Raw genomic sequence first — 26,575 nt, 5'->3', positions numbered from 1 at the left:
CGCTACTAGCGGCGCTTCGACTTCCGGTCGTCCTTCACGTGACCCCGGAAGGTGCGCGTCGGCGAGAACTCGCCGAGCTTGTGGCCGACCATCGACTCGGTGACAAACACCGGAATGTGGGTCTTGCCGTTGTGCACCGCGATCGTGTGGCCGAGCATGGCCGGGATGATCATCGAGCGACGGGACCAGGTCTTGATGACGTTCTTGGTACCGGCTTCGTTCTGGGCGTCCACCTTCTTGACGAGGTGGCCGTCGACGAAGGGTCCCTTCTTGAGACTGCGCGGCATCTAAACCCGCTCCTAGCGCTTCTTGTTCGTCTTGCGGCGGCGGACGATGTACTTGTTCGAAGCCTTCTTCGGCGAACGAGTACGACCCTCCTTCTGACCCCACGGGGAGACCGGGTGACGACCACCGGAGGTCTTGCCCTCACCACCACCGTGCGGGTGGTCAACCGGGTTCATCGCCACACCGCGGACGGTCGGGCGAACGCCCAGCCAGCGCTTACGGCCGGCCTTACCCCAGTTGATGTTCGACTGCTCGGCGTTGCCGACCTCGCCGATGGTGGCGCGGCAGCGGGCGTCGACGAGACGGATCTCACCGGACGGCATACGAAGGTGGGCCATCACGCCCTCCTTCGCGAGCAGCTGCACGGAGGCACCAGCCGAGCGCGCGAACTTGGCGCCGCCACCGGGACGGAGCTCGATCGCGTGGATCGTGGTACCGACCGGGATGTTGCGGAGCGCCAGGTTGTTGCCGGGCTTGATGTCAGCGCCGGGGCCGTTCTCGACGCGGTCACCCTGCGTCAGACCCTTGGGGGCGATGATGTAGCGCTTCTCGCCGTCCGCGTAGTGCAGCAGCGCGATGCGAGCGGTGCGGTTGGGGTCGTACTCGATGTGAGCGACCTTGGCCGGCACGCCGTCCTTGTCGTGGCGACGGAAGTCGATCAGACGGTAGGCACGCTTGTGGCCACCGCCCTGGTGTCGAACCGTGATCCGACCGGTGTTGTTACGGCCGCCCTTGCTGTGCAGGGGGCGGACCAGCGACTTCTCCGGCGTGGACCGCGTGATCTCGACGAAGTCGGCTACGGAGGAGCCACGGCGGCCCGGCGTAGTCGGCTTGTACTTGCGGATTCCCATTTCTCAGTCCTCGTCCGATTCCGGACGATCCAGACCGCCCTTAGGCGGTCGGACCGCCGAAGATGTCGATACGGTTGCCCTCGGCAAGGGTCACGATGGCGCGCTTGGTGTCCTTGCGCTTGCCGAAACCGGCCTTGGTGCGCTTGCGCTTACCCTGGCGGTTGATCGTGTTGACCCCGGTGACCTTGACCGAGAAGACCGCCTCGACGGCCTGCTTGATCTGGGTCTTGTTGGAGCCAGGCGCGACGATGAACGTGTACTTGTTCTCGTCCAGCAGGGCGTAGCTCTTCTCCGAGACGACCGGCTTGACGAGGATGTCGCGCGGGTCCGAGAAGGTCTTGCTGGTGACGACGGCCTCAGTCATCAGGCGTCGCTCCCTTCGGTCTCAGCGGTCTGGGGGCCAGACACGAAGGACTCGAGGGCGGCCTGGGTGAAGACCACGTCGTCGGAGACGATCACGTCGTACGTGTTGAGCTGGCCCGGCTCCAGGATGTGCACCTGGGGCAGGTTGCGGGCGGACAGCCACGCGGCCTCGTCGGAACGCTCGACGACCAGGAGCAGGTTCTTGCGCTCCGAGATCTTCGCGAACAGCGTCTTCGCGGCCTTGGTGGAGATCTCACCCTCGACCACGCCGGTGACGACGTGGATGCGGGAGTGGTTCGCCCGGTCCGACAGGGCACCGCGGAGGGCGGCGGCCTTCATCTTCTTCGGGGTCCGCTGCGAGTAGTCACGCGGCACGGGACCGTGCACGACGCCACCACCGGCGAACTGAGGCGCGCGGGTCGAGCCCTGACGGGCGCGGCCGGTGCCCTTCTGGCGGTACGGCTTGCGGCCACCACCACGGACCTCGCCACGCGTCTTGACCTTGTGCGTGCCCTGACGGGCGGCGGCCAGCTGCGCGACGACGACCTGGTGGATCAGCGGGACGCTGACCTTCGCGCCGAAGATCTCCGCGGGGAGCTCGACGGTGCCGGTCTTGTCGCCGGAGGGCGACAGGATGTCAATGGTGCTCATCGGTTCCTCAAACCCCCTTGGCCGCGGTGCGGACCAGGACGAGGCCACCGTTCGGGCCGGGGACGGCGCCCTTGATGAGCAGCAGACCCTTCTCGGCGTCAACGGCGTGGACGGTCAGGTTCTGGGTGGTCACACGCTCGTTGCCCATGCGACCGGCCATGCGCATGCCCTTGAAGACACGGCCCGGGGTGGCGCAGCCACCGATGGAACCGGGCTTGCGGTGCACGCGGTGGGCACCGTGCGAAGCCTTGCCACCACGGAAGTTGTGGCGCTTCATGACACCGGCGAAGCCCTTGCCCTTGCTCTTACCGGTGACGTCGACCTTCACGCCGGCCTCGAAGACCTCGGCGGTGATCTCCTGGCCGAGCGTGTACTCGGAGGCGTCAGCGGTGCGGAGCTCCACCAGGTGGCGGCGCGGGGTGACGTCGGCCTTGGCGAAGTGGCCCTTGAGGGGCTTGTTCACCTTGCGCGGGTCGATCTCGCCGAAGGCGATCTGGACCGACTCGTAGCCGTCGTTGTCGTTCGTACGCACCTGGGTGACGACATTCGGGCCGGCCTTGACGACGGTCACCGGGACGACCCGGTTGTTCTCGTCCCAGACCTGCGTCATGCCGAGCTTCTCGCCCAGGATGCCCTTGATGTTCTTAGCCATCTCGCGCGTCCTCAGAGCTTGATCTCGATGTCGACACCAGCCGGCAGGTCGAGACGCATGAGCGAGTCGACGGTCTTCGGCGTGGGGTCGAGGATGTCGATGAGGCGCTTGTGCGTGCGCATCTCGAAGTGCTCGCGCGAGTCCTTGTACTTGTGCGGCGACTTGATGACGCAGTACACGTTCTTCTCAGTGGGCAGCGGCACCGGGCCCGCGACCGACGCACCAGTGCGGGTCACCGTCTCGACGATCTTCTTCGCCGAGGAGTCGATGACCTCGTGGTCGTAGGCCTTGAGCCGGATGCGGATCTTCTGTCCCGCCATGGCTACTTCGTAGTCCTGTCTCTGTCGTAACGCTCTGGAACCCGGCCGGCTGTGTCCTTTTTGCGAAGAACACCGCCCCTCCTCCGACCCACGCGGTCGGGCGTGTCGCATTCCCTCTACGAAGAATTCCCGGAAGAATTCCCAACCAAGGGGATGCGGGCCGTGGACCGCGAGACGGGGGTGGAACACCCACCGAGTGCCTGGCAGGCACCCCGCTGACGCTTCCCAGAAGATTCCCGTACGTCCGCCCCTGGAGGCGACGAGTACTGTGGGACTCGCTTCCGGTCCTCCCGACGGGAGGCGCGCAGCATCGGCACTCAACCGAGCAACCCCGACAGTCTGCCATACGCGGCCATCCCGCCGCCAATCGGGGGCGAAGACTGTACCCCACGTCACGTAGCGGAACACGCAGGGGCACGCGCTCAGAGTCGCGAGACCCCGGTGCAGTCCCCCGGCAGCTCCCCGACCGCCACGTCCGTCGCGTACGGGTCGATCCCCCGGCCGGGCGTGACCGCCTCCCCGCCGAACCAGGGATGGACCACCCCGTTGAAGGCCCCGCAGTCGTGGTTGGCCAGGTGGTAGGCGTACGCGACGGGGGTGAGGGTGCCGGAGTCCATGTCCCACTGCTCGGGGTCGTACACGTCGAAGGTCACGTCGCGGCGCACGATCGCCCGCGTCGCCCGGTCCCGCCCGGGCACCGCGTCCGCCACGGGGTAGACGAAGGTGTAGACCGCCCTGATCCGTACGGCTCCGGGGTCCGGGGCCGCCTCGAAGGTCATCGTGCCCCGGGTCTTCGCGGCGCCGATCAGGCGTGACTCCGCCGGGTCGAAGCGCGTGAAGAGCCACAGCGGGTTCCCCCGGTCCACGTCGGGGCGCTCCAGCCAGCCCTGGGCCTCGGCGCGGGCGCCGTCCTCGGAGTCGATCAGGGAGAGCGCGGGCAGGGAGGTCTCGCCCCGGAGCGCCTGCGGCTCCAGGTTGGCGGCCACCAGGAAGTCCGCCACCCGGTCGAGGGCCACGGCGACCTGGCTCCGGGACATCCCGCCCACCGCCCTGGCCTCGGGCGGGACGATCCCGGCGGCACCGTCCGCCCAGGCGGCGGCGGGCGAGCCCCGGAAGGGTTCCGCGGCCGTGACCGGCCCGTCGGCGACGGGTCCGGGGGCACGGTCGGGCTCGCCCGGGAGCAGCGCCGTGACGGCGGCCAGGGCGAGGGCGGCGGCGGTGAGCGATGCGGTACGGCGGGAGGGCATGCTTCTGTTCCTTGCGACGGGCGGATCAGGTGCGGGAGACCCGCCCGCACCCCTTCGCCTCGTGGTCGAGGTCCTTGGTCCGGTCGTACGGGTCGTGGTCGGGCCCGGTGTTCGGTGCCTTGCCGGCCCAGTCCTCGCTGAACTCCGGGTGCAGGAACCCCGTCGCCCGCCGGGAGCAGGCGTCGTTGTACGCGGTCGAGTCCCAGCGGAGCACGAAGAGCTTGCCCGGGGTCGCCTGGATCCTGGACGGGTCGTACAGGGCGAAGGTCATCTGGCGGCGCACGATGGTCCTGGCCACCTCGTCGAAGCCGGGGCGGGTCTTCACCACCGGGTAGACGAAGGTGTAGTCGGCGTGGACGAGCACCTCGCCCGGTTGCTTCCCCTCGGCCAGGGTCATCCGGCCGCGCGTCTTGACCACGTGGCCGACGAGCCGTGTCTCGGCCGGGTCGAAGCGGCTGAACAGCCAGATCGGGTTGTGCTTCTCGGACGGCTTCGTGAGCATCCGGTCGACGACCCCCCGGACGTCCTCCTGCCGCGGGTCCAGCAGCTCGATGGCCGCGTCCGGGCGCTTGCCGCCGAGCGTCGCCGGGTCCAGGTTCGACGCGACCAGGAACTCCTTGGAGCGCTTGAGGGCGGTCGTGACCTGGTCCTTCGACATCCAGCCGGTCGCCTTCGCCGGCGGCGGCTCGATACCGGCCGCGCCGTTCGCCCAGCGCAGGGCCGGGGAGCCCTTGAAGGGCTCCTCCAGGGTCGGCCGGTGCGGGTCGACCGTCTCCGGCGGCGCGGTCGGGCGGGCCGTCTCGGCGGCGAGCGGGGTGGTGTCCTCGGGGCGGCCGGTCCAGCTGGACGGCAGCGCGGACGTCATGCTCTCCGGCAGGTGGTCGGTGACCAGCTGGGGGCGTACGGCGACCAGCGCGAGGGCGGCGACCAGGGTGATGCCGAGCGCGGCCTTGGCGCGGCGCCTGCGGCGGCCGGTGCCGTTGATCTCCTGCCAGGCGGGCCCGGTGCGCCAGCCCGCCGGCTCCTGGCGCTTCGGCGGCTTGGGCGCCTTGGGCGGCTTCGGCCGCTTGGGGGCCTTGGCCTTCCTCAGGAGCTTGTCCTGGGCCTGCGTACCGAGTCCCTGTTCGCGCGCGGACTCGACGAACGAGGCCCATTCCTCGTCGGAGACGGACGGCTTCTCACTCATGCTTCTGTTCCCACCCCGGTGCTGCTGTGTAGCTGTGTAGCTGTGTCACATCGTGCGATCCGGACGTTCTCACGCCGCTCTGGGGGCGGAAAGGCCTGATCAGACCTCTTGATCAGTTCGTGACCGGGTGAATCGGACGTACGAACGGCCGCCTACCGTAGAACCCGGGGAATCGAAAAGCCGTCTAGCCAGACGCACAAGGCCCAGTACGCAGCACGACGCACGGGGGACGTACACCGGTGGACAGCAGAAGAGTGGCGCGGCGCGGAGTGCTCGCGGGCGCGGTCGCGGTGGCCGCCGCGACGGCGGCGGGATGTTCCGTACCCGACCGGCCCCGCCTGGAGAAGAGCGCCGACCCGGCGCCCGGCCGGCCGGTCTCGTACGGCGGACGGGCGCTGCTGATGCAGTTCGCCGCCCACCCGGACGACGACCTGTACTTCATGAACCCCGACGCCCAGCGGCTGCTCGACGCCGGGGTCCCGCTCGTCTCCGTGTACGTCACGGCGGGCGAGCACACGGGCAAGAACTGGATCAAGGGCATGCCCGAGACCCCGCCCGACCGGGCCGCCTACTCCTCCGCCCGCCACCAGGGCCTGCGGCAGGCGTACGCGGAGGCGCTCGGCGCGGACCGCTTCACGCCCTGGCAGAAACGAATCACCGGGCTCGCGGGCGGGCGGCGGGCCGAGGTCGACACGCTCGCGTACGGCGGGCGCCGGGTCGAGCTGGTCTTCCTCAACCTGCCCATGCACACCTCGCGCCGCTACATGGCGCTCCCCGCGCTGTGGGAGGACCGCGCGCTCGACGTGCGCACCCACCTGTCCGCGGACTCCCCCGTGACCCGCTCCGACACCTATGACCACGACGGCCTGACCGAGGTCCTCGCCGGGCTCCTGGCCACGTACCGGCCGACGGTCGTGCACACCCTCGACCCCGACCCGGACATCCAGCACAGCGACGCGGCCACCAGCAAACGGGACAGCGAGCAGCCCGGCTACTCCGACCACGGCGACCACACCGCCGTCGCCTGCTTCACCTGGGCGGCGCTGCTGCGCCGGGTCGCCGACGCCACCGCCGCCGGGGAGCCCGTCCCGGCGTTCACCACGACGTCCTTCCGGGGCTACTACAACCGCCACTGGCCCAAGAACCTCCCGCCGACGGTCCTCGCCGAGAAGGCCGCCCACCTCGTCCCCTACGGGGGCGACCCCTCCTGGGAGTGCGGCAACCCCTCCGGGTGCGGGGACTACGGCGTCGGTGGCGACCGGCCGCTCACCAACCGGAAGGGCTGGGTGCGCTCCACCCACTACCGCTGGCCCGCCCAGGGCCCCGCCGTCGCCGGGGGGCCGGACGGGCGGCTCGACGCGTACGGCGTGCTCGGGCTGCGCGCGGTCCGCTGGCGCGAGACGGCCCCCGGCTCCGGGCGCTTCGGCGCGCCCGAGGACCTGGGCGGCGGCCCGCTGGCGCCCGCGCTGGGCCGGGCGGTGCTCCGCGACGGGCGGGTGCTGCTCTTCGCGGTGCGCTTCGCCGCCCTGGCCGGGCGCGGCGGCCCGAACCGGCGCGAGCTCGTCGTCCTGGAGCAGCGCTCCCCCGGCGGGCCCTTCCTGGCCTGGCGGGGCCTGGGCAATCCGGAGCGCTCCGACGACCGGGGCCGCCGGATCGGCGCGCCGGTGGCCGTGACGGCGCCCGACGGCCGGGTCCACCTCTTCGTACGCGACGCGGACAAGGGCGTGGCCACGCGAGTACGGGCGGCCGACGGCGCCTGGGGCCCGTGGCGGGCGCTCCCGCCCCAGGGCGAGCTCCAGGACGGCCTGACCGCGCTGACCGACGCCGCCGGCCGGGTGCACCTGCTGGCCGCGGGCCGTGACGCCGTACGCCACTGGATCGACGGCTCCCCCGCCGCCCCGCTCCCCCTCGCCGGCGACCCGGTGGCGGCGGTCCCGGCGGCGGACGGCGTCCAGGTCTTCTACCGCCGCCCGGCCGAGTCCCGCCTGCGCACGACGACCGGCACGGCCCCCGCCTTCGACGGCTACGGCCTCCTGTCCGCGACCCCCGGCCCGCTCCTCGTCGGCCGCGACCTCCACCACCACGTCCAGCTCCACCGCGACGGCCGCACCCACACCCGCACGAAGGGCCCGGCCCCGGTCGGCGACCCGGTCCCGCACGAGGGGGCGGCGATCGGCCTGGGGGCGGACGCGCGGCCGTGGTTCTGGCGCCCCTGAACGCGCTGAGGGCCCGTCTCCCCTAGGGGAGACGGGCCCTCAACAGCCTTTACAGCTCAGGTCACTTGGTGAAGTAACCCGTGATGTCGGCGAGCAGGTCGACCGAGCCGGCGTGGTTGTAGAAGCTGACCTTCCCGTCGGGGCTGACCGGGACGACCACGAGGTTCGGGATCGAGAGTCCGGCGGTGAAGTTCAGGTTCGACACGGGCGGCCGCGTCTGGTCGCTCGGGTAGACCGAGACCCAGCCCGAGCTGGTCGGGTTGGTGGCGGTCACATTGATCACGATGGCGGTGACGCCACTGGCGGGGATGCCGTTGGCACCCGTCACCTGGAGTGTGACGGCCTCCTTGGCACCGATCTTGCCCTTCCGGACACCCTCGCCCGCGATGGTGTTCATCAGGCGCTTCGGGCCGATGTTGACGTGCTTCGCCTGGGTGGTGTCGGTGGTGAAGTAGCCGGTGACATCACCCAGCAGGTCGACGGTACCGGCGTGGTTGTAGAAGCTGACCTTCCCGTCGGCGCCGACCGGGACGATCACCAGGTTGGGGATCGACTGGCCCGCCTTGAAGTTCAGGTTCGAGGTGCTGGGCCGTGCGGTCCCGCTCGGGAACACGGAGACGTACCCGGCACTGGTCGGGTTGGTCGCCGTCACGTTCATCACGACTGCGGTGACGCCCTTGGACGGGATCCCGGAGACGCCCGTGACCTGGAGGGACGCCGTCGCCGCGGCGCCGAGCTTCTTCGGCACACCCTGGCCCGCGATGGTGTTCATGATGCGCGCGGGCCCGGTGGTGGCGAAGGTCGAACCGCCGGCGTCCTTGGTGTAGTAGCCGGTGATGTCGGCGAGCAGGTCGACCGAGCCGGCGTGGTTGTAGAACCGCACCTTGCCGTCGATGACCGGGACGACGACGAGGTTCGGGATCGACACGCCGGCCTTGAAGTTCAGGTTCGACGTGGTGGGACGGGGCGTCCCGTTCGGGTACACCGACACGAAGCTGGACGCCGTCGGGTTGGTGGCCGTCACGTTCAGCACGACCGCGCCGACGCCATTGGCCGGAATGCCCTGCACACCGGCGACCTGGAGAACGACCTCCTTGCCGGCGCCGACCTTGGCCTTCGGAACCCCGACGCCCGCGATGGTGTTCATGAGGCGGGTGGGGGCAACGGGCTTGAAGGTCTTCTCCGTGCTGGTCACGTCGACCGCGGAGGACACCGTGGTGCTGCCCGTCTTGTACGTGGTGCGGACGGCCACCTTGTGGGTGCCGGGGCCCTTGACGGCAGTCACCACGCTGCGGGCGTTGGCCGCGGCCGAGGTGACGGCCTCCCCGTCGACGAGCACATCGAACTTGTCGATGAGGTCGTTCGACGTCACGGTGGACCAGTTCACGGTCGCGGGCCCGGCGGTGTCGTACCCGCTCCCGTTCCAGGTCGCGGCGCCGCCGATCGAGTCGATCTTGAGCTTGGCGTCGGCCGCCGTGGCGTACGAGCGGATCTCCGGCAGCTGCGGGTACAGCATGGTGCCGGGGCACTCGGTGTTGAAGCCGTTGCGGTGACCGGAGACCGCGTCGAAGCTGTACGTCTGGCCGGCCGTGAACTGGGTGCCGAAGAAGTTCTTCTGGGTGGCACCGGCGGTCAGCGTGGCCTTGCCGGCCGGGCTGACGCCGTACTGGCCCAGCTTGTACGCGATGACCTTGCCCGCCGAGGCGAGCGCGGCGTCGGGCGCGGCCTTGCTGGTGTAGTCGCCGATGATCGAGACGCTGGTCGACTCGGAGTTCCAGCCGTAGGTGTGCGCACCCAGGACCGGCTGGTCGACGCCGCCCTGGCGGCCCTCGAAGATCGTGCCGCACTTGTCGACGAGGAAGTTGTAGCCGAGGTCGCGCCAGCCGTTGGTCTTCACGTGGTAGACGTGCATCGCCCGGACGACCGCCGCCGAATCGGCGCAGTTGTACTCCGCGTCCGTCGTGTGGTGCACGAACGCGGCCTTGATCTTCCCGCCGGGCAGGTAGATCGGGCCCTCGTTGTTCAGGGTCTCGTCGGCGCCCCACTCGGCGCGGGAGACGATCGTCGGCCGCGGGGCCGACGACGGGGGACCGGTCGGGGTCGGCGGGAGGTCGGCACGGAAGGCCGTGTTCTCCGCGTTCAGGTCACCGGCGGCCTTCGAGGGCGCGCCGGGGTCGACCAGGTCCAGCCGGAGGCCGGCCGGGAGCGTCCCGCTGGCGGCACCGTCGGTGACCCGCACCTCGGCGCCGTCGGAGGCGCCGACCCAGATCGGCTCGGTGGAGCCGCGGGCGCCGGCGCGCTTGCCGTCGAGCAGCGCGGGGTAGGGCTGGAGGTCCATCCACTCGGTCCACTCGCCCGTCTCGGCGTCGCGGGACCGGGCCTGGATCTTGCCCTTGATCTTCGCCTCGGGGTCCGTCCAGGACACGCCGAGGAGGCCGAAGCGCTGGGTGCCACGCTGGGACAGGAGCGCTTCGCCGTGGCCCTTGATCGTCAGGGCCAGCTTCTGGACCTCGCTCTTGACGGGTCCGGTCTCGTCACCCTTGGCGCTGTAGACGCTCGGGGGCTCGGGCGTGGCGCCCGCCTCTCCGAACACCGCACCGTTCGCCGCGGCCTGGAACCCCAGCACCGTAGCCGCGGCGAGGGCCGCCGCGATCGCCGTACGACGTACACGCTTGCTCTGTTTGCGACGTACTCCACGTCCCGAACTCAAGTCGTCTCCACCCCTGTATGTGGCCATGACACGGCTGACCGGCCGCATGCTACGGCACGTCAGGTTTGCGCCTGCCACTGGGGTGGGTAAAGAGAAGGGCCCCGCTCCGCCTAAGCGGTGCGGGGCCCTTCCAGGTGCTCTGTCGAGCTACCAGGTCAAACCACCGAAGTTCGTGAGAACTTACTTGGTGATCTTGACGACCTGGCCGGCGCCGACGGTCCGGCCACCCTCACGGATGGCGAACTTGAGGCCCTCCTCCATGGCGATGGGCTGGATCAGCTCAACGCTCATGGCGGTGTTGTCGCCCGGCATGACCATCTCGGTGCCCTCGGGGAGGGTCACGACGCCGGTCACGTCCGTGGTACGGAAGTAGAACTGCGGGCGGTAGTTGTTGAAGAACGGGGTGTGACGGCCACCCTCGTCCTTCGACAGGATGTACGCCTGGGCCTCGAAGTTGGTGTGCGGCGTGACCGAGCCCGGCTTGATGATGACCTGGCCGCGCTCGACGTCCTCGCGCTTGATGCCACGGAGGAGCAGACCGACGTTCTCACCGGCCTGGCCCTCGTCGAGCAGCTTGCGGAACATCTCGATACCGGTGACCGTGGTGGTGGTCTTCTCGGTCTTGATGCCGATGATGTCGACGGTCTCGTTGACCTTGAGGACACCACGCTCGATACGACCGGTGACGACGGTGCCACGACCGGTGATCGTGAAGACGTCCTCGATCGGCATCAGGAACGGCTTGTCGACGTCACGCTCGGGCTGCGGGATGGCCTCGTCCACGGCGTGCATGAGGCCGAGGAGCTTCTCGCCCCACTCCTTGTCGCCCTCGAGCGCCTTGAGCGCCGAGACGCGGACGACCGGCAGGTCGTCGCCCGGGAACTCGTACTCGGAGAGGAGCTCACGGACCTCGAGCTCGACGAGCTCCAGGATCTCCTCGTCGTCCACCATGTCGGCCTTGTTCAGGGCGACGACGATGTACGGAACGCCGACCTGGCGAGCAAGGAGGACGTGCTCCTTGGTCTGCGGCATCGGGCCGTCGGTGGCGGCGACCACGAGGATGGCGCCGTCCATCTGCGCGGCACCCGTGATCATGTTCTTGATGTAGTCAGCGTGACCGGGGCAGTCGACGTGCGCGTAGTGACGCGACTCCGTCTGGTACTCGACGTGCGCGATCGAGATCGTGATACCGCGCTGGCGCTCCTCGGGAGCCTTGTCGATCTGGTCGAAGGCCGAGGCCTCGTTCAGGTCCGGGTACGCGTCGTGCAGCACCTTGGTAATGGCGGCCGTGAGGGTCGTCTTACCGTGGTCAATGTGACCGATGGTACCGATGTTGACGTGCGGCTTAGTCCGCTCGAACTTTGCCTTCGCCACTGAATCCTCCTGCGGAGTGGTTCTGTACGCCTTGCTTCATCGGCGCCAGGTGATCTTTGCTGGGATGCCAGTCGCCGGGGCCCGTCCTCGGGGTTCCGGGGTGAAACCCCGGCGACTGGTGTCAAGCCTAAAGCGTGAACTCGGAAGAGTTACTCGCCCTTGGCCTTCGCGATGATCTCCTCGGCGACGTTCCGCGGAACCTCGGCGTAGGAGTCGAACTGCATCGAGTAGCTTGCGCGACCCGAGGTCTTGCTGCGGAGGTCTCCGACGTAGCCGAACATCTCCGAGAGGGGCACGAGGCCCTTCACGATGCGAGCACCGTGACGCTCCTCCATGGCCTGGATCTGGCCACGGCGGGAGTTGATGTCGCCGATGACCTCACCCATGTAGTCCTCGGGCGTGGTGACCTCGACGGCCATCATCGGCTCAAGGATGACGGGAGAAGCCTTGCGCGCGGCCTCCTTGAAGGCCTGCGAGCCGGCGATCTTGAACGCGAGCTCGGAGGAGTCGACCTCGTGGTAGCCACCGTCGAGAAGGATGACGCGGACGCCAGTCATCTCGTAGCCGGCCAGGATGCCGAACTGCATGGCCTCCTGCGCACCCGCGTCGACCGAAGGGATGTACTCCTTCGGGATGCGGCCACCGGTGACCTTGTTCACGAACTCGTACGACGCGTCGCCGTCCAGGATCGGCTCGATCGCGATCTGCACCTTGGCGAACTGACCGGTACCACCGGTCTGCTTCTTGTGGGTGTAGTCCACGCGCTCGACGGCCTTGCGGATCGTCTCGCGGTACGCGACCTGCGGCTTGCCGACGTTCGCCTCGACCTTGAACTCGCGACGCATACGGTCGACGAGGATGTCGAGGTGAAGCTCGCCCATACCACCGATGATGGTCTGGCCGGTCTCCTCGTCAGAGTGAACCTGGAAGGAGGGGTCCTCCTCCGCGAGACGCTGGATGGCGACACCCAGCTTCTCCTGGTCACCCTTGGACTTGGGCTCGATCGCGACCTGGATGACCGGCGCCGGGAAGTCCATGGACTCCAGGATGACCGGGTTCTTGTCGTCGCACAGCGTCTCACCGGTGGTGGTCTGCTTCAGGCCCATGACGGCGACGATGTCGCCGGCGCCCACCGAGTCGATCTCCTCACGCTTGTTCGCGTGCATGCGGTAGATCTTGCCGATGCGCTCCTTCTTGCCCTTGACGGAGTTCAGCACCGCGGTGCCGGCCTCCAGGCGACCGGAGTAGATCCGGACGAAGGTGAGCTTGCCGAGGTGCGGGTCGCTCGCGATCTTGAACGCGAGGGCCGACAGCGGCTCGTCGTCGGACGGCTTGCGCTTGACGACCAGCTCGGCGTCCTTGACGTCGTGGCCCTCGATGGCCTCGACGTCCAGGGGCGAGGGGAGGTAGCGCACGACCGCGTCGAGCAGGGGCTGGACGCCCTTGTTCTTGAACGCGGTGCCACAGAACACCGGGGTGATCGTGGTGTCGCCACCCTTGCCCGAGGCGATGGTGATGCGACGGACGGCGGCGTAGATCTGCTCCTCGGTGGGCTCGACGCCCTCCAGGAACAGCTCCATGAGCTGCTCGTCGTTCTCGGACACGGCCTCGACCAGCTTGCCGCGCCATTCCTCGGCGAGCTCGGTGTGGGTGTCCGGGATGTCGACGACGTCGTACATCTCGCCCTTGCTCGCGTCGGCGGACCAGACGAGAGCCTTCATGCGGACGAGGTCGACGACGCCCTGGAAGTCGGCCTCGGCACCGATCGGGAGCTGCATGACGATCGGGGTCGCGCCGAGGCGGTCCACGATCATGTCGACGCAGCGGAAGAACTCGGCACCGGTCCGGTCCAGCTTGTTGACGAAGCAGATACGCGGAACGCCGTAGCGGTCCGCCTGACGCCAGACGGTCTCGGACTGGGGCTCGACGCCGGCCACGCCGTCGAACACGGTGACAGCACCGTCGAGCACGCGCAGCGAACGCTCCACCTCGACGGTGAAGTCGACGTGGCCCGGCGTGTCGATGATGTTGATCGTGTGGTCGACGTTCTCGAGCGGCCAGTGGCAGGTGGTGGCAGCAGAGGTGATCGTGATGCCACGCTCCTGCTCCTGCTCCATCCAGTCCATCGTGGCGGCGCCGTCGTGGACCTCACCGATCTTGTACGAAACGCCGGTGTAGAACAGGATCCGCTCGGTGGTGGTCGTCTTGCCCGCGTCGATGTGGGCCATGATGCCGATGTTGCGCACCTTGGCCAGGTCAAGCGAAGTGGTAGCCATAAGGCTTCAGTCTTCTCTCGGTCTCGATGTGGGTTGCGACTACCAGCGGTAGTGCGCGAAGGCCTTGTTGGACTCGGCCATCTTGTGCGTGTCCTCGCGCTTCTTGACCGAAGCACCGAGGCCGTTGGAGGCGTCGAGGAGCTCGTTCATGAGGCGCTCGGTCATGGTCTTCTCGCGACGGGCGCGGGAGTAGCCGACCAGCCAGCGCAGCGCCAGGGTGGACGCGCGACCGGGCTTGACCTCGATCGGCACCTGGTAGGTGGCGCCACCGACACGGCGGGACTTGACCTCGAGGGACGGCTTGACGTTCTCGAGAGCGCGCTTCAGCGTGACGACCGGGTCAGCACCGGTCTTCTCACGAAGACCCTCCATGGCGCCGTACACGATGCGCTCGGCGGTGGAACGCTTGCCGTCCAGCAGGATCTTGTTGATCAGCGAGGTGACAAGAGGAGAGCTGTAGACCGGGTCGATGATGACCGGGCGCTTCGGGGCGGGGCCCTTACGAGGCATTCTTACTTCTCCTTCTTGGCGCCGTAGCGGCTGCGAGCCTGCTTACGGTTCTTGACGCCCTGCGTGTCGAGGGAACCGCGGATGATCTTGTAGCGAACACCCGGAAGGTCCTTCACACGGCCACCGCGGACGAGCACGATCGAGTGCTCCTGCAGGTTGTGGCCCTCACCCGGGATGTAGGCCGTGACCTCGATGCCCGAGGTCAGACGCACACGCGCGACCTTACGGAGGGCCGAGTTCGGCTTCTTCGGGGTGGTCGTGAACACACGCGTGCAGACGCCGCGACGCTGAGGGGAACCCTCGAGTGCGGGCGTCTTGTTCTTCTCGACCTTGTCCTGCCGGCCCTTCCGGACCAGCTGCTGGATCGTAGGCACTACTTCTCCGGTTTCTGTGTACCGTCGGTGAAACTAACCTGGAACATCGCCGACCCACGCGGTCGGGTGTGTCGAATCCGGCGCACCTCCGCCAGAGGCGGAGAGGGGCGCGGATTGCGGTGGCCGGTCTCGGACTCGGTCTGCGGTTGAGGACACGCATACGACTCCGGGCACACCCCAGGCACAAGGCATGAGCGTACCTATCGCATGGACTCCGGTCAAAACAAATGGCCACGCGCAGGCCGGTCCGGGCGGTGCGGGAGAACGCCCCCCGGACCGGTGGGCGACCCGGCGGGCGAGGAGCGCGCCGGTCAGTCCTGGGCCGCGCGGCGGGACTCGCCCGCGGTGCGGGTGTCGGCGCCCTCCGCCTCGGGCTCCAGGAACTGGGTGACGACCTTCACGAAGACCTCCATCCGCTCGTCCGGGACGCCGAGCCAGCGCGCGAAGTCCTGCATGGTCGGCTGCCAGTCCCCCGGCGGGAGCAGGTCCGCCGCGAGCGGCAGCTCCTCCGGGGTCACACGGCCGGACCGGATGAGCATGTCGCGGACGGAGACCCCGAGGAGCGGGGCGATCCTGCGCATGGTCTCCAGGTCGGGCATGCTCTGCCGCTGCAGCAGCCGGGTCACGGCGGCACGGTGCACTCCGGCCTCGTCCGCGATCCGGGACTTCCCACCGCCGCGGGGGCTGTCGATGTCGTAGCCGCGCGCTCGCATCAGACCCTCGACCCAGCCTGCGAACTCGTCGAGCCCTTGAGTGCTCATGGTGTACCGCTCCCTTAACTCCCCCACCCTTCGAGCCCCTTACTTTAGCGTGCTTGCGCGCACGGAATTACGTGCTTTCGAGCACGCAACCGTGTCGAATCGGTGAAGGAGTCCCCACAAAGATAGTTGCGAGCTCGCACGCAACATGTCAGTGTTCTCGCCGCCGCACTCGTCGGTCTCCTGAGTCCCAAGGGCCCCACTGGCCTCAGGGGCGTCTGGGGCCCCGGAACGTGGAGAACCTCCTTGCACCAGCCCGACTCCTCCCCCTGGCAGGCCGCCGCCGCGTGTGCCGACCTCTCCCCGTCCGTCGTGTTCTCACGCCGCGGCAAAGAGGCGGCCCCCGCCCTGCGCGCCTGCGCCGTCTGCCCCGTCCGCCGCGAGTGCGAGACGGCCGTCGCCCCCGCCGAGAGCTGGTTCGACGGCGTCTGCGCCGGCCGCCTGTGGCGCAACGGACGCCCGGTGAAGCCCCGCCGCCGCCGCGGCGAGCCGGCCACGCCGGACGGCGCCACCCCGACGGACACCGCCATGGACACCGCGCTCGCCCTCGACGCCGCGGGCGCCGCCCTCGCCGGAGGCGACCGTGGCTGAGCACGTGTACGACGGTCCCGCCGACGAGCGGGTGGTCCGGGACATCGTGCTCTGGACCGCCTCCCTCGTCCGGCAGTTCCCCGAGCTCGCCGAGGAGCTCGCCCCCGGCCGCCGCTCCCCCGCCGGGACCGCGCCGACCGCCCCCCACCCCGGGCGCGACGAGCTGATCCGCGCGGAGCGCCGCGAGGCGCTGCTCCTCGAGCAGCGGCACGGCCTCTCCGTGCCCGGCCACGGCGCCGCCCCGATCCGCCTGCACATCTCCGACGCGATCCGCGACATCACCGACGGCGTGGTGGAGCTGGAGGAGGCGGTCTGCGCCCGGCTCGGACTGCCCCGGCCGCGCCGCGCGGGCGTCGTGGAGCGGCTGCGCCGGGTCACCGGGACGCTGGACACGATCGCCGCCCACCCGGTGCTGGCCCGGCACGTGCGGGACGAGATCCGCCGGATGGCCCGCCGCTGCGCGCGGACGCTGGGCGACGCGGAGACGGTCGTACGGGTGTCGGGGCGCTGCCCCTGGTGCGACTCGGTGTCGCTGCGGGCCTTCCCGGACCGGCGCGCGGTGCTGTGCGTGAACCCGGCGTGCGTGTGCGCCGACGAGGCCTGCGGCTGCCAGGACGACCCGGCCTACCGGCACCTGTGGCCGGAGGACGCGTGGACGGAGCTCGCGGACGCGTCGGGCACGCGTACGGACGAGATCGAAGCGGCGATGGACGACACGAAGGAGACCTCATGCTGAGCTCGACCGCGCTTTCCCTGCCGGCGCTGATCCCGGGCACGCTCGCCGCCGTGGAGGCGGGGGTCGCCCCGGCGACGATCCGCAAGTGGGTCCAGCTGGGCCACCTGCGGGCCGCGGGCAAGGCCGGCCGGGCGCAGCTGTTCCGCCTGGAGGACGTCTTCGCCGCGGAACGAGCGGCCCGCCGCCGCCCGCGTACCGCCTGAGGAATCCGCAGAAGCACGAAGCGCCCCCCGTCTCGTACGAGACGGGGGGCGCTTCTGCGTTCCCCCGCGCCTAAACCTTGAGGAAGGCGTGCAGCGACTCGCTCAGCGCGGCCACGAAGCGCTCGCGCACGGCCTCCGGTACGAGGTCGAGGGAGAGGTACGGGTTGAGGTCCTCCAGCTCGACCAGGAGCAGCTCGCCCTCGGGCGTCCGGCAGGCGTCGACGCGCTGGATGCCGTGGTCGAGGGTGTTCCAGTCGACGAACCGGCGGGCGAAGCGCAGATCGGCCTCGTCGGCCTCGTACGGCTCAAGCTCCCAGCGCTTCGCGGGGTCGGGGGCGTACAGGGCGTACTGGAAGCGGTCGTCGACGAAGTAGAAGGACACCTCGTACCGGAAGTCGATCCGCGGCTGGACGAGGACGTCGCCGTAGGCGAGTCCGGCGAGCTCCTCGTACGGGAGGAAGCGCAGCCCTATGGAGTCGGCGCCGGCCTTGGGCTTGACCGCGTACGTCCCGGCGCCGGGCAGCCGGCCGAGGTCCTCGGCCCGGTCGACGGTCGGGATGACGGGCAGCCCGGCGGCGGTGAGGTCGAGCAGGTACCGCTTGCCGGCCATGTCGCCGCGCCCGTGCAGCGGGTTGTAGACCCGGGTGCCGAGGGCGCCCGCGCGAGCGCGGAAGGCGTCGTACGCCTCCTGGTAGTGCAGGACGGGCCCGCTGTTGCGGACGACGACGGCGTCGAAGGCGTCCATGAGGGCGGCGGCGTCGCGCGGGTGGCAGAGCGCGAGGTCGAACTCGGCGCGGAGCCGGGCGGTGAGGTCGATGTCCTCGTCGCAGTAGCGCCGTCCGCGGGCCGGGTAGGCGAGGTCGGTGACGTAGAGGAGACGGGGGCGGCGGGCGGTGGGCACGGGCGGCTCCTTGTTCGGGGACGACCGGGCCAACCTATCCGCTGGGCGAATCCCCAGGTCAGAGCCGTACGACTGCCGCTGCTCCAAGGAATCTCCAGGGAATCCCCGAGGAATTCCGGCCCGGATCCCCGAACTAGTTGCGTGCGCGCACGCTCTCTGTCACAGTTGGTGCAGCGGCGGAGCTGCGCCCGCGGGACGGGCGGCGGCTTCGCCGTTCGCCGTCCGGGTCCGCGCTCCGCGCCCCCGCTCCCCTCCCCCGCGTGAGCGCCCCGGACGGCACCCCGCCCGCAGCACCCTCCCCTTCCTCCGAGGAGAACCGTCATGACCACTCCCCCGAGTGCGTTCCCGGACGTCGAGAAGCTGGTCGTCGACGTCCTCAAGGCCGACCCGGCGCTCGCCGGTGCCACGGTCGCCGCCCAGGCGCCCGCCGGTTTCGACGGGACGCAGAGCGCCGTCCTGGTCAACCGCCGCGGCGGCGCCTGGATCGGCGACCTGCACCTGGACAAGCCGCTGATCGAGTTCGAGGTCTACGCGCCGACCAAGCCCGCGGCCCACCTGCTCGCCAACGCCGCCCGCAAATCGCTGCTGGGCACGCTCGGCAAGGCGCTCGGCAACAGCCTCGTCCAGGACGTGGAGGAGATGGACGGTCCGCGCTGGACGCCCGACTACCTCTACCGGGGCGCCAACCGCTACCTCTGCCTCATCCAGCTCTCCCTGACCGTCGCTCCGTAACGGTCCCGTGCGGGCCGTCACCTCCGTGACGGCCGCCCCCACAGACCAGGCCTCGCCGACCGGCGGGGCCTTTGCCGTACCCGGGACCGGACATCCGGCTCTCCGGGGCGGTGCTTTCCCACACCCCTCTCATCAAGGAGAAACATCACCATGGCAGGTAACAACTCCGCCGAGATCCGCGTCGCAGGTGCCGGCAAGCTCTACGTCGCCACCGCGGGCAACGCCGCCCCGACCGCCTTCGGCGCCGACTCCGCCGCCGACTGGACGGGCGCGGGCTGGAAGGACCTCGGCTTCACCTCCAGCGACGGCGTGACCTTCTCCAAGAAGGACAAGCTGGAGGCCATCGACTCGTGGCAGTCGGTCTCCCCGATCCACTACATCTACTCGGCCCGTGACCTGTCGCTGAAGTTCTCGATGCTGCAGTTCAACGAGGACACGCTGCCGTTCTTCATGGGCGGCGACGCCGTCAAGCAGGACGCGGCCCCGGCCGTGGACACCTACCGCTACGAGATCGCCGAGCGTCCGTTCGCGGACGTCCGCGCCCTCGGCCTGGAGTTCACCGACGTCAAGGCCGGCGGCTCCACCGTGGTCAAGTACCGCTTCATCATCCCGAACGGCCAGGTCACCGCGACCGACGACATCAAGCTGGGCCGCAAGGCCGCGTCCCAGCTGGGTATCACCTTCACGGCCATGTCGAAGGGCGACGGCAAGCCGCTGGCGACCTTCATCATGAAGGACAGCCAGTACTCCGCGACCGTCTGATCCTTCTCCACCCGGGGCGGGACGGCCGAGTGCCGTCCCGCCCCACCCCTCTCCTCTTCACCCGCCCGAACAAGGAGTACGCATCACCATGGCCCGTTTCGACGTCAACGCCGCTCGCGCCCAGCGCCTGGAAGCCACCGGCCGTTCCTGGTCCTTCGAGCTGGACGGCGAGTCCTACACCCTCCCCACCGAGCTCTCCCGCGCGACCGCGAAGGCGCTGCGCAAGCTGGACGACAACGACGTGGACGGCCTGCTCGCGCTCCTGATGGGTGAGGAGCAGTTCGCCCGCTTCGAGCAGCACGACATCACCATGCAGGACGTCGCCGCGATCCTGGAGGCCTACGGCAAGGAGACCGGGCTCGGCCTGGGGGAAAGCTGAGCCTCGTCGAGTTCGTCGACGAACACGCCGAGGCACTCGAAGCGGACCTGCTCCGCTATTACGCCACCGATCTCCTCGACTGGTACCGGGGAGACCTCTCCAGCCGGCGGGTCGCCGTGCTGATCAAGCACCTGCCGCACGACAGTGCCGTGCAGCGTGAGATACACGGCGAGGCCGCGGAGTGGTCTCTCACCGATCACCTCCTGGCGGCGACGGTGGACCATCTGGCCGTCGCCAACTGGATGTTCTCGTGCGTCAACTCCAGCGAGGACGACGAGGCGCCCGAGTTCCCGAAGCCCGTCCCGCGTCCGGGCGTCCCGGACGCGGACGGCGAGGAGCAGGGCGACGGCCCGCGCGAGGAGGGCGCCGACGAGGCGATCTCCCCGGGGCAGCTCGCCCGGTTCTTCGGCTGAGACTGAGGCTGAGACTGAGGCTGAGGCCGAGGCCGAGGCCACACCGCCGAAGCCGCGCCTCCGAAGCCACACCCCCACGGCCCTCGGGGCCCGTTCCCTCTCAGGGAGCGGGCTCCGGGGGCGCTTCCTGTGCTCGCTCGGCGGCCAGGTCCTCCTCCAGGGCCCTGGCCCGGTCGGAGAGGCGGCGCCCTCGCGCGCTCGCGCGCGCGTCCGGTTCGGCGGCCTCGCCGCCGCGCCGGTCGGGCCCGGCCCCGGCCTGGACCGGAACGCTGGTGAGCGGCGGCACGATCGGGCGCCCGCCCTTGCCGCGGACGACCTTCCGTACCGGCTGGGCGGTCCTGCGGGCGCGGCTCTCCTGGGCGGTCACCAGGAGCTCGGCGTCCGGCTCGGCCGCGGGCGCGGGCTGCGCGACGGCCTCCGGTTCGGGCGCCCGCTCGGGCTGCGACTCGGGCTCGGGTACGTACTCGTGCTCGGGGCGCTGTTCGAACAGCTCGCGCTCCCTGCGGACCCGCTCCTCGGCCTGGACCACGGCGGCCGGGGGTTCCAGGAGCCGGGCGAAGGGCAGCGAGATGACGCGGGCGCCGTCCTGGGGGGCGTCCGTGCGGCGCTCGGGCCGGCGTATACCACGGGCGTCGCCCTGGCCCTGCGCGTAGGCGTCGGCCACGCGCTTCTCGTACTCCCTGCGGATGCGCGGCAGTTCGTCGGAGACGGCCTCCGCCCAGCCGCCGGTGAACGCGGCGGTCTCGCGGCGGTCGACCTCGGTCCGGGGCAGCACGACGAGGTCCTCCGGGGCGTATCCGGAGACATGGACCAGTTCGGCGAGGCGTGCGAACAGATGGGGCAGATCCGGGTGGGATTCGAGCCAGTCGACGGCCCGTTCCCGCCGGCTAGCTCCCGGCTCGGTGTCCATGCGTCAGCACTGCCTTCCACGCCCCCTGGGGTCCCCGCGCGCCCCTCGCGCCCCGCCGCTCCCCGACTGTGTCAGGTCCGGGGAACGCGCCATCCAGGGTACCCCGGTCGAACACAAGCTCCGATCAAGGACCAACCCGTACGGGAAACCCCCAGGGAGACACACCGTCAAGCGTTTCGCGCTCGACAAACACCGAACAGGTGTTCCACACTCTGTTCGCACAGTAGTTCGAACACGTGGTGCCCCCGCTCCTCACTCCGCGGCGCCGCCACGCACGCACGGGCAAGCAAACGGAAGGCAGGCGTCCATGACTCAGCAGGCCGAGGCAGCGCGACCGCACATCCCGCTCCAGGACCGCCTCCGCCAGCTCCTCGACGGACCCGTCGCCCTCGACAAGAGAGCGTTGCTCGGCACGCTGTACGCCGAGGTCAGCCGTTACGAGTCCCTCGCGTACACGGCGGGCTGGAACGACGCCCTCGCGACCGTGCGCCACGGCTCCCGCCGGGACACCGGCGCCTAGCCGCCCGACCGCCCCTCCCCGCACGAGCCCCTGCCGAGTCCCTTTCGGCGGGGGCTTTTCGGCGCTTGGCCCTTACCGGCCGGATGCGGAGCAACCATGGCAGAAACCATCCCGGAGCTCTCGAAAGAGATCTCCGACCTGAAGAACTCCCTCCTGGAGACCACCGAGAAGTTCACCTACAAGGAGCAGGACGAGAAGGACGACAAGAAGTTCGAGGAGAAGCTGACCTTCGTCTCCCGGCTCAAGAACTCCCTCATCGGCGAAACGCCCAAGGTCATCACCGAGGAATCCGCGGCTCCGTGGATCAAGCAGATCGGCGACATCCACGAGGAGGTCACCAAGGCCCCCGTGACGGAGTGGCTCGAAGCGGCCGGACTTGACGGAGTCGCCGCCGGCGTCGAGAAGATCTACGAGGGCAAGAACTTCGGCATCATCGTGCCGTACTTCATCTCGGCGTTCATGGGCCTCGCGATCCCCGCGATCGGCCTGCTGCTGGCCGCGAAGTCGATCGATCTCGTCCGGCGGATCACGGCGGCGGTCACCGGCGGCCGGGTCCTCGCCGCCAACGAGAACGGCGGCTGGGGACTCCAGAACCGCACGGACGTCGAGAACCGCGAGCGCAGGGTCTTCAACGGCGGCACCAGCCTCGCCGACATCCCGGCGGGCACGAACTTCGACGGCCTGCGGAACCAGCTCTCGACGCTCAACCCGCACCTGGAGAAGTTCAACACCGAGGCGCCGAAGTTCATCTCGGAGTTCCGCAAGCTGCCCAAGGTGAACGACGTCAACAAGGCCGCGGACGCGATCGACAAGGTCAAGCTGGCCGTCGACGCGATCGACACCGACAAGGTCACCGCCACGGCCAAGGCCCTCGGCAAGCTCACCGGCGCCGTGAAGCACCACGACCCCAAGAAGGTGCCGGACCCCAAGAAGATCGAGAAGCTCAACCTGGCCATGACCTCGGCCAACCCCGCCGCGATCAGGGAAATGGCCACCGCCACCGGGAAGTTGGCCAGCGCCCAGCGCCACTTCGATCCGAAGAAGATCCCGAAGTCCGGCAGCCTCTCCTCGGCCGCGCGCGCCGCCGAGCGGCTCGCCAAGGCGGGCGGCGACGTGGCCCAGGCGTTCAACAACCTCCGTCTCGCCGCCCAGCGCACCGCATCGGAACTCGGCACCACCTGATCCCCCACCCACCCGAAAGGAGGTAACCCATGTCTCTCCTCAGCTCCACGAAGAAGGCGTCCGACGCCCTGCGCAACATGAAGACGCAGGCCACCGGCGCCGCCACCTCGGTCAAGAAGGTCGGCGACGCCGGGAACTCGGCCAACGGGCAGCTCAAGAACCTCAAGACCAACGCCCAGGGCTCCGGCACCCAGCTCAAGACCCTCAAGACCGCCTCGGACAACGCCGAGAAGTCCATGACGAAGGCGGGCAGGACCGCCGAGACCGCCGGCACCAAGATGGGCAAGTACGAGACCGGCGCCGGCAAGGCCGCCAAGGGTCAGGACAAGCTCAACAAGTCGATGAAGGGCAACCTGCTCGCCCGCCTGATCGAGCTGTTCATGCCGCTGATCGAGAAGATCGTCGACATGGCCATGCAGTCGAAGACGATGCAGAAGGTCATCAAGAAGGCCTTCGACGCCATCAAGGTCGTGATCAGCGCGGTCATGAAGGCCATCGGCCCGATCATGAAGCAGGCCGGCCAGCTGATCAAGACGGTGTGGAACGGCATCAAGACCGCCATCTCCGTCGTCGTCAAGGCCGTCGCGACCGTCATCAAGACCTACGTCAACATCTGGAAGACGGTCATCACGACCGTCATGAAGGCCATCAAGGCCGTCATCAGCACCGTCTGGAACGGCATCAAGGCCGTCATCACGCCGGTCGTCAACTGGGTCAAGAGCGCCATCCCCAGCGCCTTCCAGGCCGTCAAGGACAAGATGGCCTCCATCTGGGGCGCCCTCAGCGGCATCGCGTCCAGCGCCTTCAACGGCATCAGAAGCGCCGTCGCCGGACCCATCAACGCCGTCATCGGCCTGATCAACCGCATGATCAACGCGGTCAACGGCGTCAAGGTCAGCGTCCCCGGCTGGGTGCCGCTGGTCGGCGGCAAGACCTTCGGCGTGCACATCCCGACCATCCCGATGCTCGCCACCGGCGGTGTCGTCATGCCCCGCTCCGGCGGTGTCCCGGCGATCATCGCCGAGGCCGGCGAGGCCGAGGCCGTCCTCCCGCTCTCCAAGCTGGACCGGCTGCTCGCCCTCACCGCCCGCCGCGCCCGCATGTCGGCGCAGATGCAGGCGGGCGGCGGCGCCGGGGCCGGGCTGCACATCGAGCACTACCACGCGGCCCGCAACAGTGACCCGCAGTCGACGGCGGACGCGCTGATGTACCTGGCGAAGGCACGCGGATGAGTGCCGCCGCGGTCTCCCCGCGCCTGTTCCAGGGCGTCACCCCGGTGATGTCCTCGCTCAGGAGTGGTCTCGGTCAGGCGGGCGACGGTCTGAAGCGGCTGCAACAGGGCGCGCGCGGCGCGGCCGGCGGCATGGACCGGTTCGCCGCCGGTCTGAAGAACGCCGGCACCTCCGTACGGACCTTCGGGACGGCCGCGGCCGGCGCGGCCGGCTCCCTGGGCCGGATGCGCCAGTCGAAGGGCGCCGCCGGCATCCGGAAGATCGGCACCACGGCGGGCCGCGTCGGCTCCGCCGTCGGCCGGTTCAGCCCCGGCGTCGGCGGCCTGCTCTCGCTCCTGCTCCCGCTGCTCCCGTTCGCCGACACCATCACCAAGTTGATGGACACGTACGGCACGGTCATGACCATCGCCTCGGTCGCCATGACCGGCGTCAACCTCGCCATGCGCGGCAACCCGCTGGGCTTCCTCCTCGGCATCCTCGTCCCGGTCGCCGCCTGGCTCATCGAGTACGCGGTCAACACCGAGACCGGGCAGCGGATCATCAAGCAGGTCATGCAGCAGGCGCTGAAGGGCTTCCAGGCCGTCCTGAAGTTCCTCCAGCCGGTGCTGAAGCTGATGGGCACGCTGGTCTCGAACTACTTCAAGGCCTATCTGACCCTCTTCACCACCGCCCTGAAGATCATCGGTGACGCCGTCAACGGCTTCTCCAACACCCGGTCCATCGTCACCTCCGCGGTGAACTCGCTGCGCGGCATCGCCTCCAGCACGATGAGCTCGATCAAGAACGTCATCCACCCGATCCTGTCCCTGTTCACCGACAAGATCCCCGGGTTCTTCCGCAACGCCAAGGACGCGGTGGGCAAGGCCCTGCACGGCATGGGCGAACTGATCAAGGGCGCCCTGACCGCCGTCATCGGCGTCGTCAAGGGCCCCATCGACGGCCTCATCGCCTTCGCCAACTGGATCATCGACGGCCTCAACAAGCTGAGCTTCGACTTCCTCGGCAAGCACTTCGGCGTCGACATCCCCAAGATCCCCATGCTCGCCGAAGGCGGTGTCGTCTTCCCCGGCGCCGACTCGGCGCCGCGCATCGACCCCCTCACCGTCCTGGAGAGCCGCCGCGTCCCGGCGGCCGACGAGGCGCCCCGGCAGCCGTACCGGATCCGGGAGTTCCACGAGGACGCCGGCGCCGGACCCCGGTCGACCGCCGAGGACCTGCTGTTCCTCATGGCCGCGCACGCCTGACGCGCCCCCACCCACCCGACACCCCTCAGAAGTGAGGTGACGGCCCCATGGCCGAGACCACCGCCCCCTACGCCGGAAGCAACTACACCGCCGACCTCGCGCCCGGCTCGCTGATCACCCAGGACGGGCAGCTCCAGTGGGCCGGGCTGCTCATCGGGCCCGGTACGCCGTTCGCCGTCGACCGGTCCGGGCTCCAGGGCTGGGAGGACCTGCCCGAGTACGACTCCTCCGACGCCGACCGGCCCACCTCGCACGGCGCCTGGCCCGGCTCGCGGTACGCCAAGCCGCGCAAGGTCAGCGGCACGATCGTGCTGATCCCGGAGTGGAACCAGGCCGGCGACGCCATCCGCGCCCTGCGCCAGGCGCTCGCCCTGCTCGACGAGGAGCGCTGGCTCACCGTCCGGCTGCACGGCGAACTCCTCGCCGTACGCGCCCGGATCGCCCAGCGCGTGGTCCCCGCCGACCAGGGCTTCGCCACCCAGGGCAGCTCCAAGATGTCGATCCAGTGGCTCGCGACCGACCCCCGCCGCTACGCCGTCAACGAGCAGTCCGCCTCCACCACCCCGCCGCAGCCGGAGACCGGCATCACCTGGCCGCTGGTGTGGCCGCTCAACTGGGGCCAGGCCAAGTCGACCGGCGACGCCGTCGCCGACAACACCGGCTCCGCCGCCACCCACCCGGTGATCGTCTTCCGGGGCCCGTGCTCCATGCCGACCGTCACCGAGCGGGTCAGCAAGCGGCGGCTGCGGTACGCGATCGACCTGGCCGCCGGTGACGAGCTCGTCGTCGACACCGCCAACGGCACGGTCATGCTCAACAACACCGCGTCCCGCCGGCACACCGCGATGGCCGACTCCAGCCCCGAGGAGCTCTTCCTCCTCGAACCCGGCCGCACCGAACTGGCCTTCCGCCCCGACGCGTCGACCCCCGAGTCCCTGATGACGGTCCGCTGGCGCAGCGCCGAGTGGTGACCCCGTCTCTTTTAGGACACCCCCGC

General features: G+C 69.6%; 29 protein-coding genes. 13 read left to right on the top strand and 16 right to left on the bottom strand.

Features of this window, described 5'->3' with window-relative positions; all coding sequences use genetic code 11:
- Positions 1-5 precede the first annotated feature (5 nt).
- From rpsS to ABTZ54_RS05430, 8 genes are all read right to left on the bottom strand, one after another.
- Positions 6-287 carry a 30S ribosomal protein S19 gene (rpsS, locus tag ABTZ54_RS05465; RefSeq protein ID WP_015035577.1) on the bottom strand — a complete coding sequence of 94 codons (282 nt, stop codon included), beginning with the start codon at positions 285-287 and terminating at the stop codon, positions 6-8.
- A 12-nt stretch (positions 288-299) separates the two neighbouring features.
- The gene (gene rplB, locus ABTZ54_RS05460) at positions 300-1,136 is read right to left on the bottom strand and encodes a 50S ribosomal protein L2 (protein WP_351657482.1); all 837 of its coding nucleotides are present in this window, start codon (positions 1,134-1,136) and stop codon (positions 300-302) included.
- 40 nt (positions 1,137-1,176) lie between these two features.
- Positions 1,177-1,500 (bottom strand): 50S ribosomal protein L23, encoded by a 324-nt coding sequence (gene rplW, locus ABTZ54_RS05455; protein WP_024755407.1) that lies wholly within the window; start codon positions 1,498-1,500, stop codon positions 1,177-1,179.
- Positions 1,500-2,150 carry a 50S ribosomal protein L4 gene (gene rplD / locus ABTZ54_RS05450; RefSeq protein WP_351657480.1) on the bottom strand — a complete coding sequence of 217 codons (651 nt, stop codon included), beginning with the start codon at positions 2,148-2,150 and terminating at the stop codon, positions 1,500-1,502. Before rplD ends, rplW begins: the two co-directional genes overlap by 1 nt.
- 7 nt (positions 2,151-2,157) lie before the next feature.
- Positions 2,158-2,802 carry a 50S ribosomal protein L3 gene (gene rplC, locus ABTZ54_RS05445; RefSeq protein WP_351657478.1) on the bottom strand — a complete coding sequence of 215 codons (645 nt, stop codon included), beginning with the start codon at positions 2,800-2,802 and terminating at the stop codon, positions 2,158-2,160.
- Positions 2,803-2,813: 11 nt separating this feature from the next.
- A complete protein-coding gene (gene rpsJ / locus ABTZ54_RS05440) occupies positions 2,814-3,122 on the bottom strand; it encodes a 30S ribosomal protein S10 (protein WP_003948644.1) in 309 nt (102 codons plus the stop codon).
- Positions 3,123-3,544: 422 nt separating this feature from the next.
- Positions 3,545-4,369, bottom strand: coding sequence for a hypothetical protein (locus ABTZ54_RS05435; protein ID WP_351657476.1), 825 nt, complete (start codon positions 4,367-4,369; stop codon positions 3,545-3,547).
- Between the two features lie 25 nt (positions 4,370-4,394).
- Entirely contained in the window at positions 4,395-5,555 is a 1,161-nt protein-coding gene (locus tag ABTZ54_RS05430) for a hypothetical protein (protein WP_351657474.1), read from the bottom strand.
- Positions 5,556-5,794: 239 nt separating this feature from the next.
- Between ABTZ54_RS05430 and ABTZ54_RS05425 the strand changes: the two genes are divergently transcribed.
- Positions 5,795-7,771, top strand: a complete 1,977-nt coding sequence (locus tag ABTZ54_RS05425; RefSeq protein ID WP_502997182.1) for a PIG-L family deacetylase — start codon at positions 5,795-5,797, stop codon at positions 7,769-7,771.
- A gap of 61 nt (positions 7,772-7,832) precedes the next feature.
- On the opposite strand, the gene ABTZ54_RS05420 is transcribed toward ABTZ54_RS05425, so the two are convergent.
- From ABTZ54_RS05420 to ABTZ54_RS05395, 6 genes are all read right to left on the bottom strand, one after another.
- A complete protein-coding gene (locus ABTZ54_RS05420) occupies positions 7,833-10,364 on the bottom strand; it encodes an N-acetylmuramoyl-L-alanine amidase (RefSeq protein ID WP_351657472.1) in 2,532 nt (843 codons plus the stop codon).
- Between the two features lie 297 nt (positions 10,365-10,661).
- Positions 10,662-11,855 (bottom strand): elongation factor Tu, encoded by a 1,194-nt coding sequence (gene tuf / locus ABTZ54_RS05415; protein WP_351657470.1) that lies wholly within the window; start codon positions 11,853-11,855, stop codon positions 10,662-10,664.
- Between the two features lie 149 nt (positions 11,856-12,004).
- Positions 12,005-14,131, bottom strand: a complete 2,127-nt coding sequence (fusA, locus tag ABTZ54_RS05410) for an elongation factor G (protein WP_351657468.1) — start codon at positions 14,129-14,131, stop codon at positions 12,005-12,007.
- 39 nt (positions 14,132-14,170) lie between these two features.
- Positions 14,171-14,641 carry a 30S ribosomal protein S7 gene (gene rpsG / locus ABTZ54_RS05405; protein WP_046908238.1) on the bottom strand — a complete coding sequence of 157 codons (471 nt, stop codon included), beginning with the start codon at positions 14,639-14,641 and terminating at the stop codon, positions 14,171-14,173.
- Positions 14,642-14,643: 2 nt separating this feature from the next.
- The gene (gene rpsL / locus ABTZ54_RS05400; protein WP_003948652.1) at positions 14,644-15,015 is read right to left on the bottom strand and encodes a 30S ribosomal protein S12; all 372 of its coding nucleotides are present in this window, start codon (positions 15,013-15,015) and stop codon (positions 14,644-14,646) included.
- A gap of 311 nt (positions 15,016-15,326) precedes the next feature.
- Positions 15,327-15,776, bottom strand: coding sequence for a helix-turn-helix domain-containing protein (locus ABTZ54_RS05395; protein ID WP_351657466.1), 450 nt, complete (start codon positions 15,774-15,776; stop codon positions 15,327-15,329).
- Positions 15,777-16,019: 243 nt separating this feature from the next.
- Here ABTZ54_RS05395 and ABTZ54_RS05390 point away from each other — a divergent pair, with 243 nt between their 5' ends.
- The 3 genes from ABTZ54_RS05390 to ABTZ54_RS05380 are packed head-to-tail and all read left to right on the top strand — an operon-like array spanning position 16,020 to position 17,303.
- On the top strand, positions 16,020-16,364 hold the full coding sequence (locus tag ABTZ54_RS05390; RefSeq protein WP_351657464.1) for a WhiB family transcriptional regulator: 345 nt from the start codon (positions 16,020-16,022) through the stop codon (positions 16,362-16,364).
- The gene (locus ABTZ54_RS05385; RefSeq protein ID WP_351657463.1) at positions 16,357-17,100 is read left to right on the top strand and encodes a hypothetical protein; all 744 of its coding nucleotides are present in this window, start codon (positions 16,357-16,359) and stop codon (positions 17,098-17,100) included. Before ABTZ54_RS05390 ends, ABTZ54_RS05385 begins: the two co-directional genes overlap by 8 nt.
- Entirely contained in the window at positions 17,094-17,303 is a 210-nt protein-coding gene (locus tag ABTZ54_RS05380; RefSeq protein WP_351657461.1) for a hypothetical protein, read from the top strand. The genes ABTZ54_RS05385 and ABTZ54_RS05380 overlap by 7 nt, the downstream gene beginning before the upstream one ends.
- A gap of 70 nt (positions 17,304-17,373) precedes the next feature.
- Here the strand turns inward: ABTZ54_RS05380 and ABTZ54_RS05375 are convergent, their stop codons facing one another.
- The gene (locus ABTZ54_RS05375; protein ID WP_351657459.1) at positions 17,374-18,204 is read right to left on the bottom strand and encodes an ATP-grasp domain-containing protein; all 831 of its coding nucleotides are present in this window, start codon (positions 18,202-18,204) and stop codon (positions 17,374-17,376) included.
- A gap of 321 nt (positions 18,205-18,525) precedes the next feature.
- On the opposite strand from ABTZ54_RS05375, the gene ABTZ54_RS05370 reads away from it, so the two are divergent.
- The 4 genes from ABTZ54_RS05370 to ABTZ54_RS05355 all read left to right on the top strand — a co-directional run bounded on the left by ABTZ54_RS05370 (position 18,526) and on the right by ABTZ54_RS05355 (position 20,490).
- Positions 18,526-18,936: a phage tail termination protein gene (locus tag ABTZ54_RS05370; protein ID WP_351657457.1), complete on the top strand. Its 411-nt coding sequence runs from the start codon at positions 18,526-18,528 to the stop codon at positions 18,934-18,936.
- Positions 18,937-19,086: 150 nt separating this feature from the next.
- A complete protein-coding gene (locus tag ABTZ54_RS05365; RefSeq protein WP_351657455.1) occupies positions 19,087-19,698 on the top strand; it encodes a phage tail tube protein in 612 nt (203 codons plus the stop codon).
- Between the two features lie 88 nt (positions 19,699-19,786).
- On the top strand, positions 19,787-20,077 hold the full coding sequence (locus ABTZ54_RS05360; RefSeq protein WP_351657454.1) for a hypothetical protein: 291 nt from the start codon (positions 19,787-19,789) through the stop codon (positions 20,075-20,077).
- Between the two features lie 149 nt (positions 20,078-20,226).
- Positions 20,227-20,490, top strand: a complete 264-nt coding sequence (locus ABTZ54_RS05355; RefSeq protein ID WP_502997181.1) for a hypothetical protein — start codon at positions 20,227-20,229, stop codon at positions 20,488-20,490.
- A gap of 100 nt (positions 20,491-20,590) precedes the next feature.
- Here the strand turns inward: ABTZ54_RS05355 and ABTZ54_RS05350 are convergent, their stop codons facing one another.
- Positions 20,591-21,400 carry a hypothetical protein gene (locus ABTZ54_RS05350; protein WP_351657452.1) on the bottom strand — a complete coding sequence of 270 codons (810 nt, stop codon included), beginning with the start codon at positions 21,398-21,400 and terminating at the stop codon, positions 20,591-20,593.
- 307 nt (positions 21,401-21,707) lie between these two features.
- Here ABTZ54_RS05350 and ABTZ54_RS05345 point away from each other — a divergent pair, with 307 nt between their 5' ends.
- From ABTZ54_RS05345 to ABTZ54_RS05325, 5 genes are all read left to right on the top strand, one after another.
- Positions 21,708-21,920, top strand: coding sequence for a hypothetical protein (locus ABTZ54_RS05345; RefSeq protein ID WP_351657450.1), 213 nt, complete (start codon positions 21,708-21,710; stop codon positions 21,918-21,920).
- Positions 21,921-22,016: 96 nt separating this feature from the next.
- The gene (locus tag ABTZ54_RS05340) at positions 22,017-23,102 is read left to right on the top strand and encodes a hypothetical protein (RefSeq protein WP_351657448.1); all 1,086 of its coding nucleotides are present in this window, start codon (positions 22,017-22,019) and stop codon (positions 23,100-23,102) included.
- A 29-nt stretch (positions 23,103-23,131) separates the two neighbouring features.
- Entirely contained in the window at positions 23,132-24,334 is a 1,203-nt protein-coding gene (locus tag ABTZ54_RS05335) for a phage tail protein (protein ID WP_351657446.1), read from the top strand.
- Complete coding sequence (locus ABTZ54_RS05330) at positions 24,331-25,578, top strand: phage tail family protein (RefSeq protein WP_351657444.1); 1,248 nt, start codon at positions 24,331-24,333, stop codon at positions 25,576-25,578. Before ABTZ54_RS05335 ends, ABTZ54_RS05330 begins: the two co-directional genes overlap by 4 nt.
- A gap of 47 nt (positions 25,579-25,625) precedes the next feature.
- Positions 25,626-26,549 (top strand): phage distal tail protein, encoded by a 924-nt coding sequence (locus ABTZ54_RS05325; protein WP_351657442.1) that lies wholly within the window; start codon positions 25,626-25,628, stop codon positions 26,547-26,549.
- Positions 26,550-26,575: the final 26 nt, after the last annotated feature.

Origin of the sequence: Streptomyces sp. NPDC094032 (genome assembly GCF_040303965.1) — a bacterium.
In the GTDB taxonomy this organism is placed as follows: Bacteria; Actinomycetota; Actinomycetes; order Streptomycetales; family Streptomycetaceae; genus Streptomyces.
Note: the sequence above shows the minus strand (reverse complement) of the source record. Positions and strands in the feature narration are given on the sequence as shown.

Coding starts and splice junctions, on each gene's coding strand:
- rpsS (WP_015035577.1), bottom strand. CDS start 287: ATGCCGCGCAGTCTCAAGAAGGGACCCTTCGTCGACGGCCACCTCGTC.
- rplB (WP_351657482.1), bottom strand. CDS start 1,136: ATGGGAATCCGCAAGTACAAGCCGACTACGCCGGGCCGCCGTGGCTCC.
- rplW (WP_024755407.1), bottom strand. CDS start 1,500: ATGACTGAGGCCGTCGTCACCAGCAAGACCTTCTCGGACCCGCGCGAC.
- rplD (WP_351657480.1), bottom strand. CDS start 2,150: ATGAGCACCATTGACATCCTGTCGCCCTCCGGCGACAAGACCGGCACC.
- rplC (WP_351657478.1), bottom strand. CDS start 2,802: ATGGCTAAGAACATCAAGGGCATCCTGGGCGAGAAGCTCGGCATGACG.
- rpsJ (WP_003948644.1), bottom strand. CDS start 3,122: ATGGCGGGACAGAAGATCCGCATCCGGCTCAAGGCCTACGACCACGAG.
- ABTZ54_RS05435 (WP_351657476.1), bottom strand. CDS start 4,369: ATGCCCTCCCGCCGTACCGCATCGCTCACCGCCGCCGCCCTCGCCCTG.
- ABTZ54_RS05430 (WP_351657474.1), bottom strand. CDS start 5,555: ATGAGTGAGAAGCCGTCCGTCTCCGACGAGGAATGGGCCTCGTTCGTC.
- fusA (WP_351657468.1), bottom strand. CDS start 14,131: ATGGCTACCACTTCGCTTGACCTGGCCAAGGTGCGCAACATCGGCATC.
- rpsG (WP_046908238.1), bottom strand. CDS start 14,641: ATGCCTCGTAAGGGCCCCGCCCCGAAGCGCCCGGTCATCATCGACCCG.
- ABTZ54_RS05395 (WP_351657466.1), bottom strand. CDS start 15,776: ATGAGCACTCAAGGGCTCGACGAGTTCGCAGGCTGGGTCGAGGGTCTG.
- ABTZ54_RS05380 (WP_351657461.1), top strand. CDS start 17,094: ATGCTGAGCTCGACCGCGCTTTCCCTGCCGGCGCTGATCCCGGGCACG.
- ABTZ54_RS05370 (WP_351657457.1), top strand. CDS start 18,526: ATGACCACTCCCCCGAGTGCGTTCCCGGACGTCGAGAAGCTGGTCGTC.
- ABTZ54_RS05365 (WP_351657455.1), top strand. CDS start 19,087: ATGGCAGGTAACAACTCCGCCGAGATCCGCGTCGCAGGTGCCGGCAAG.
- ABTZ54_RS05360 (WP_351657454.1), top strand. CDS start 19,787: ATGGCCCGTTTCGACGTCAACGCCGCTCGCGCCCAGCGCCTGGAAGCC.
- ABTZ54_RS05350 (WP_351657452.1), bottom strand. CDS start 21,400: ATGGACACCGAGCCGGGAGCTAGCCGGCGGGAACGGGCCGTCGACTGG.
- ABTZ54_RS05345 (WP_351657450.1), top strand. CDS start 21,708: ATGACTCAGCAGGCCGAGGCAGCGCGACCGCACATCCCGCTCCAGGAC.
- ABTZ54_RS05340 (WP_351657448.1), top strand. CDS start 22,017: ATGGCAGAAACCATCCCGGAGCTCTCGAAAGAGATCTCCGACCTGAAG.
- ABTZ54_RS05335 (WP_351657446.1), top strand. CDS start 23,132: ATGTCTCTCCTCAGCTCCACGAAGAAGGCGTCCGACGCCCTGCGCAAC.
- ABTZ54_RS05330 (WP_351657444.1), top strand. CDS start 24,331: ATGAGTGCCGCCGCGGTCTCCCCGCGCCTGTTCCAGGGCGTCACCCCG.
- ABTZ54_RS05325 (WP_351657442.1), top strand. CDS start 25,626: ATGGCCGAGACCACCGCCCCCTACGCCGGAAGCAACTACACCGCCGAC.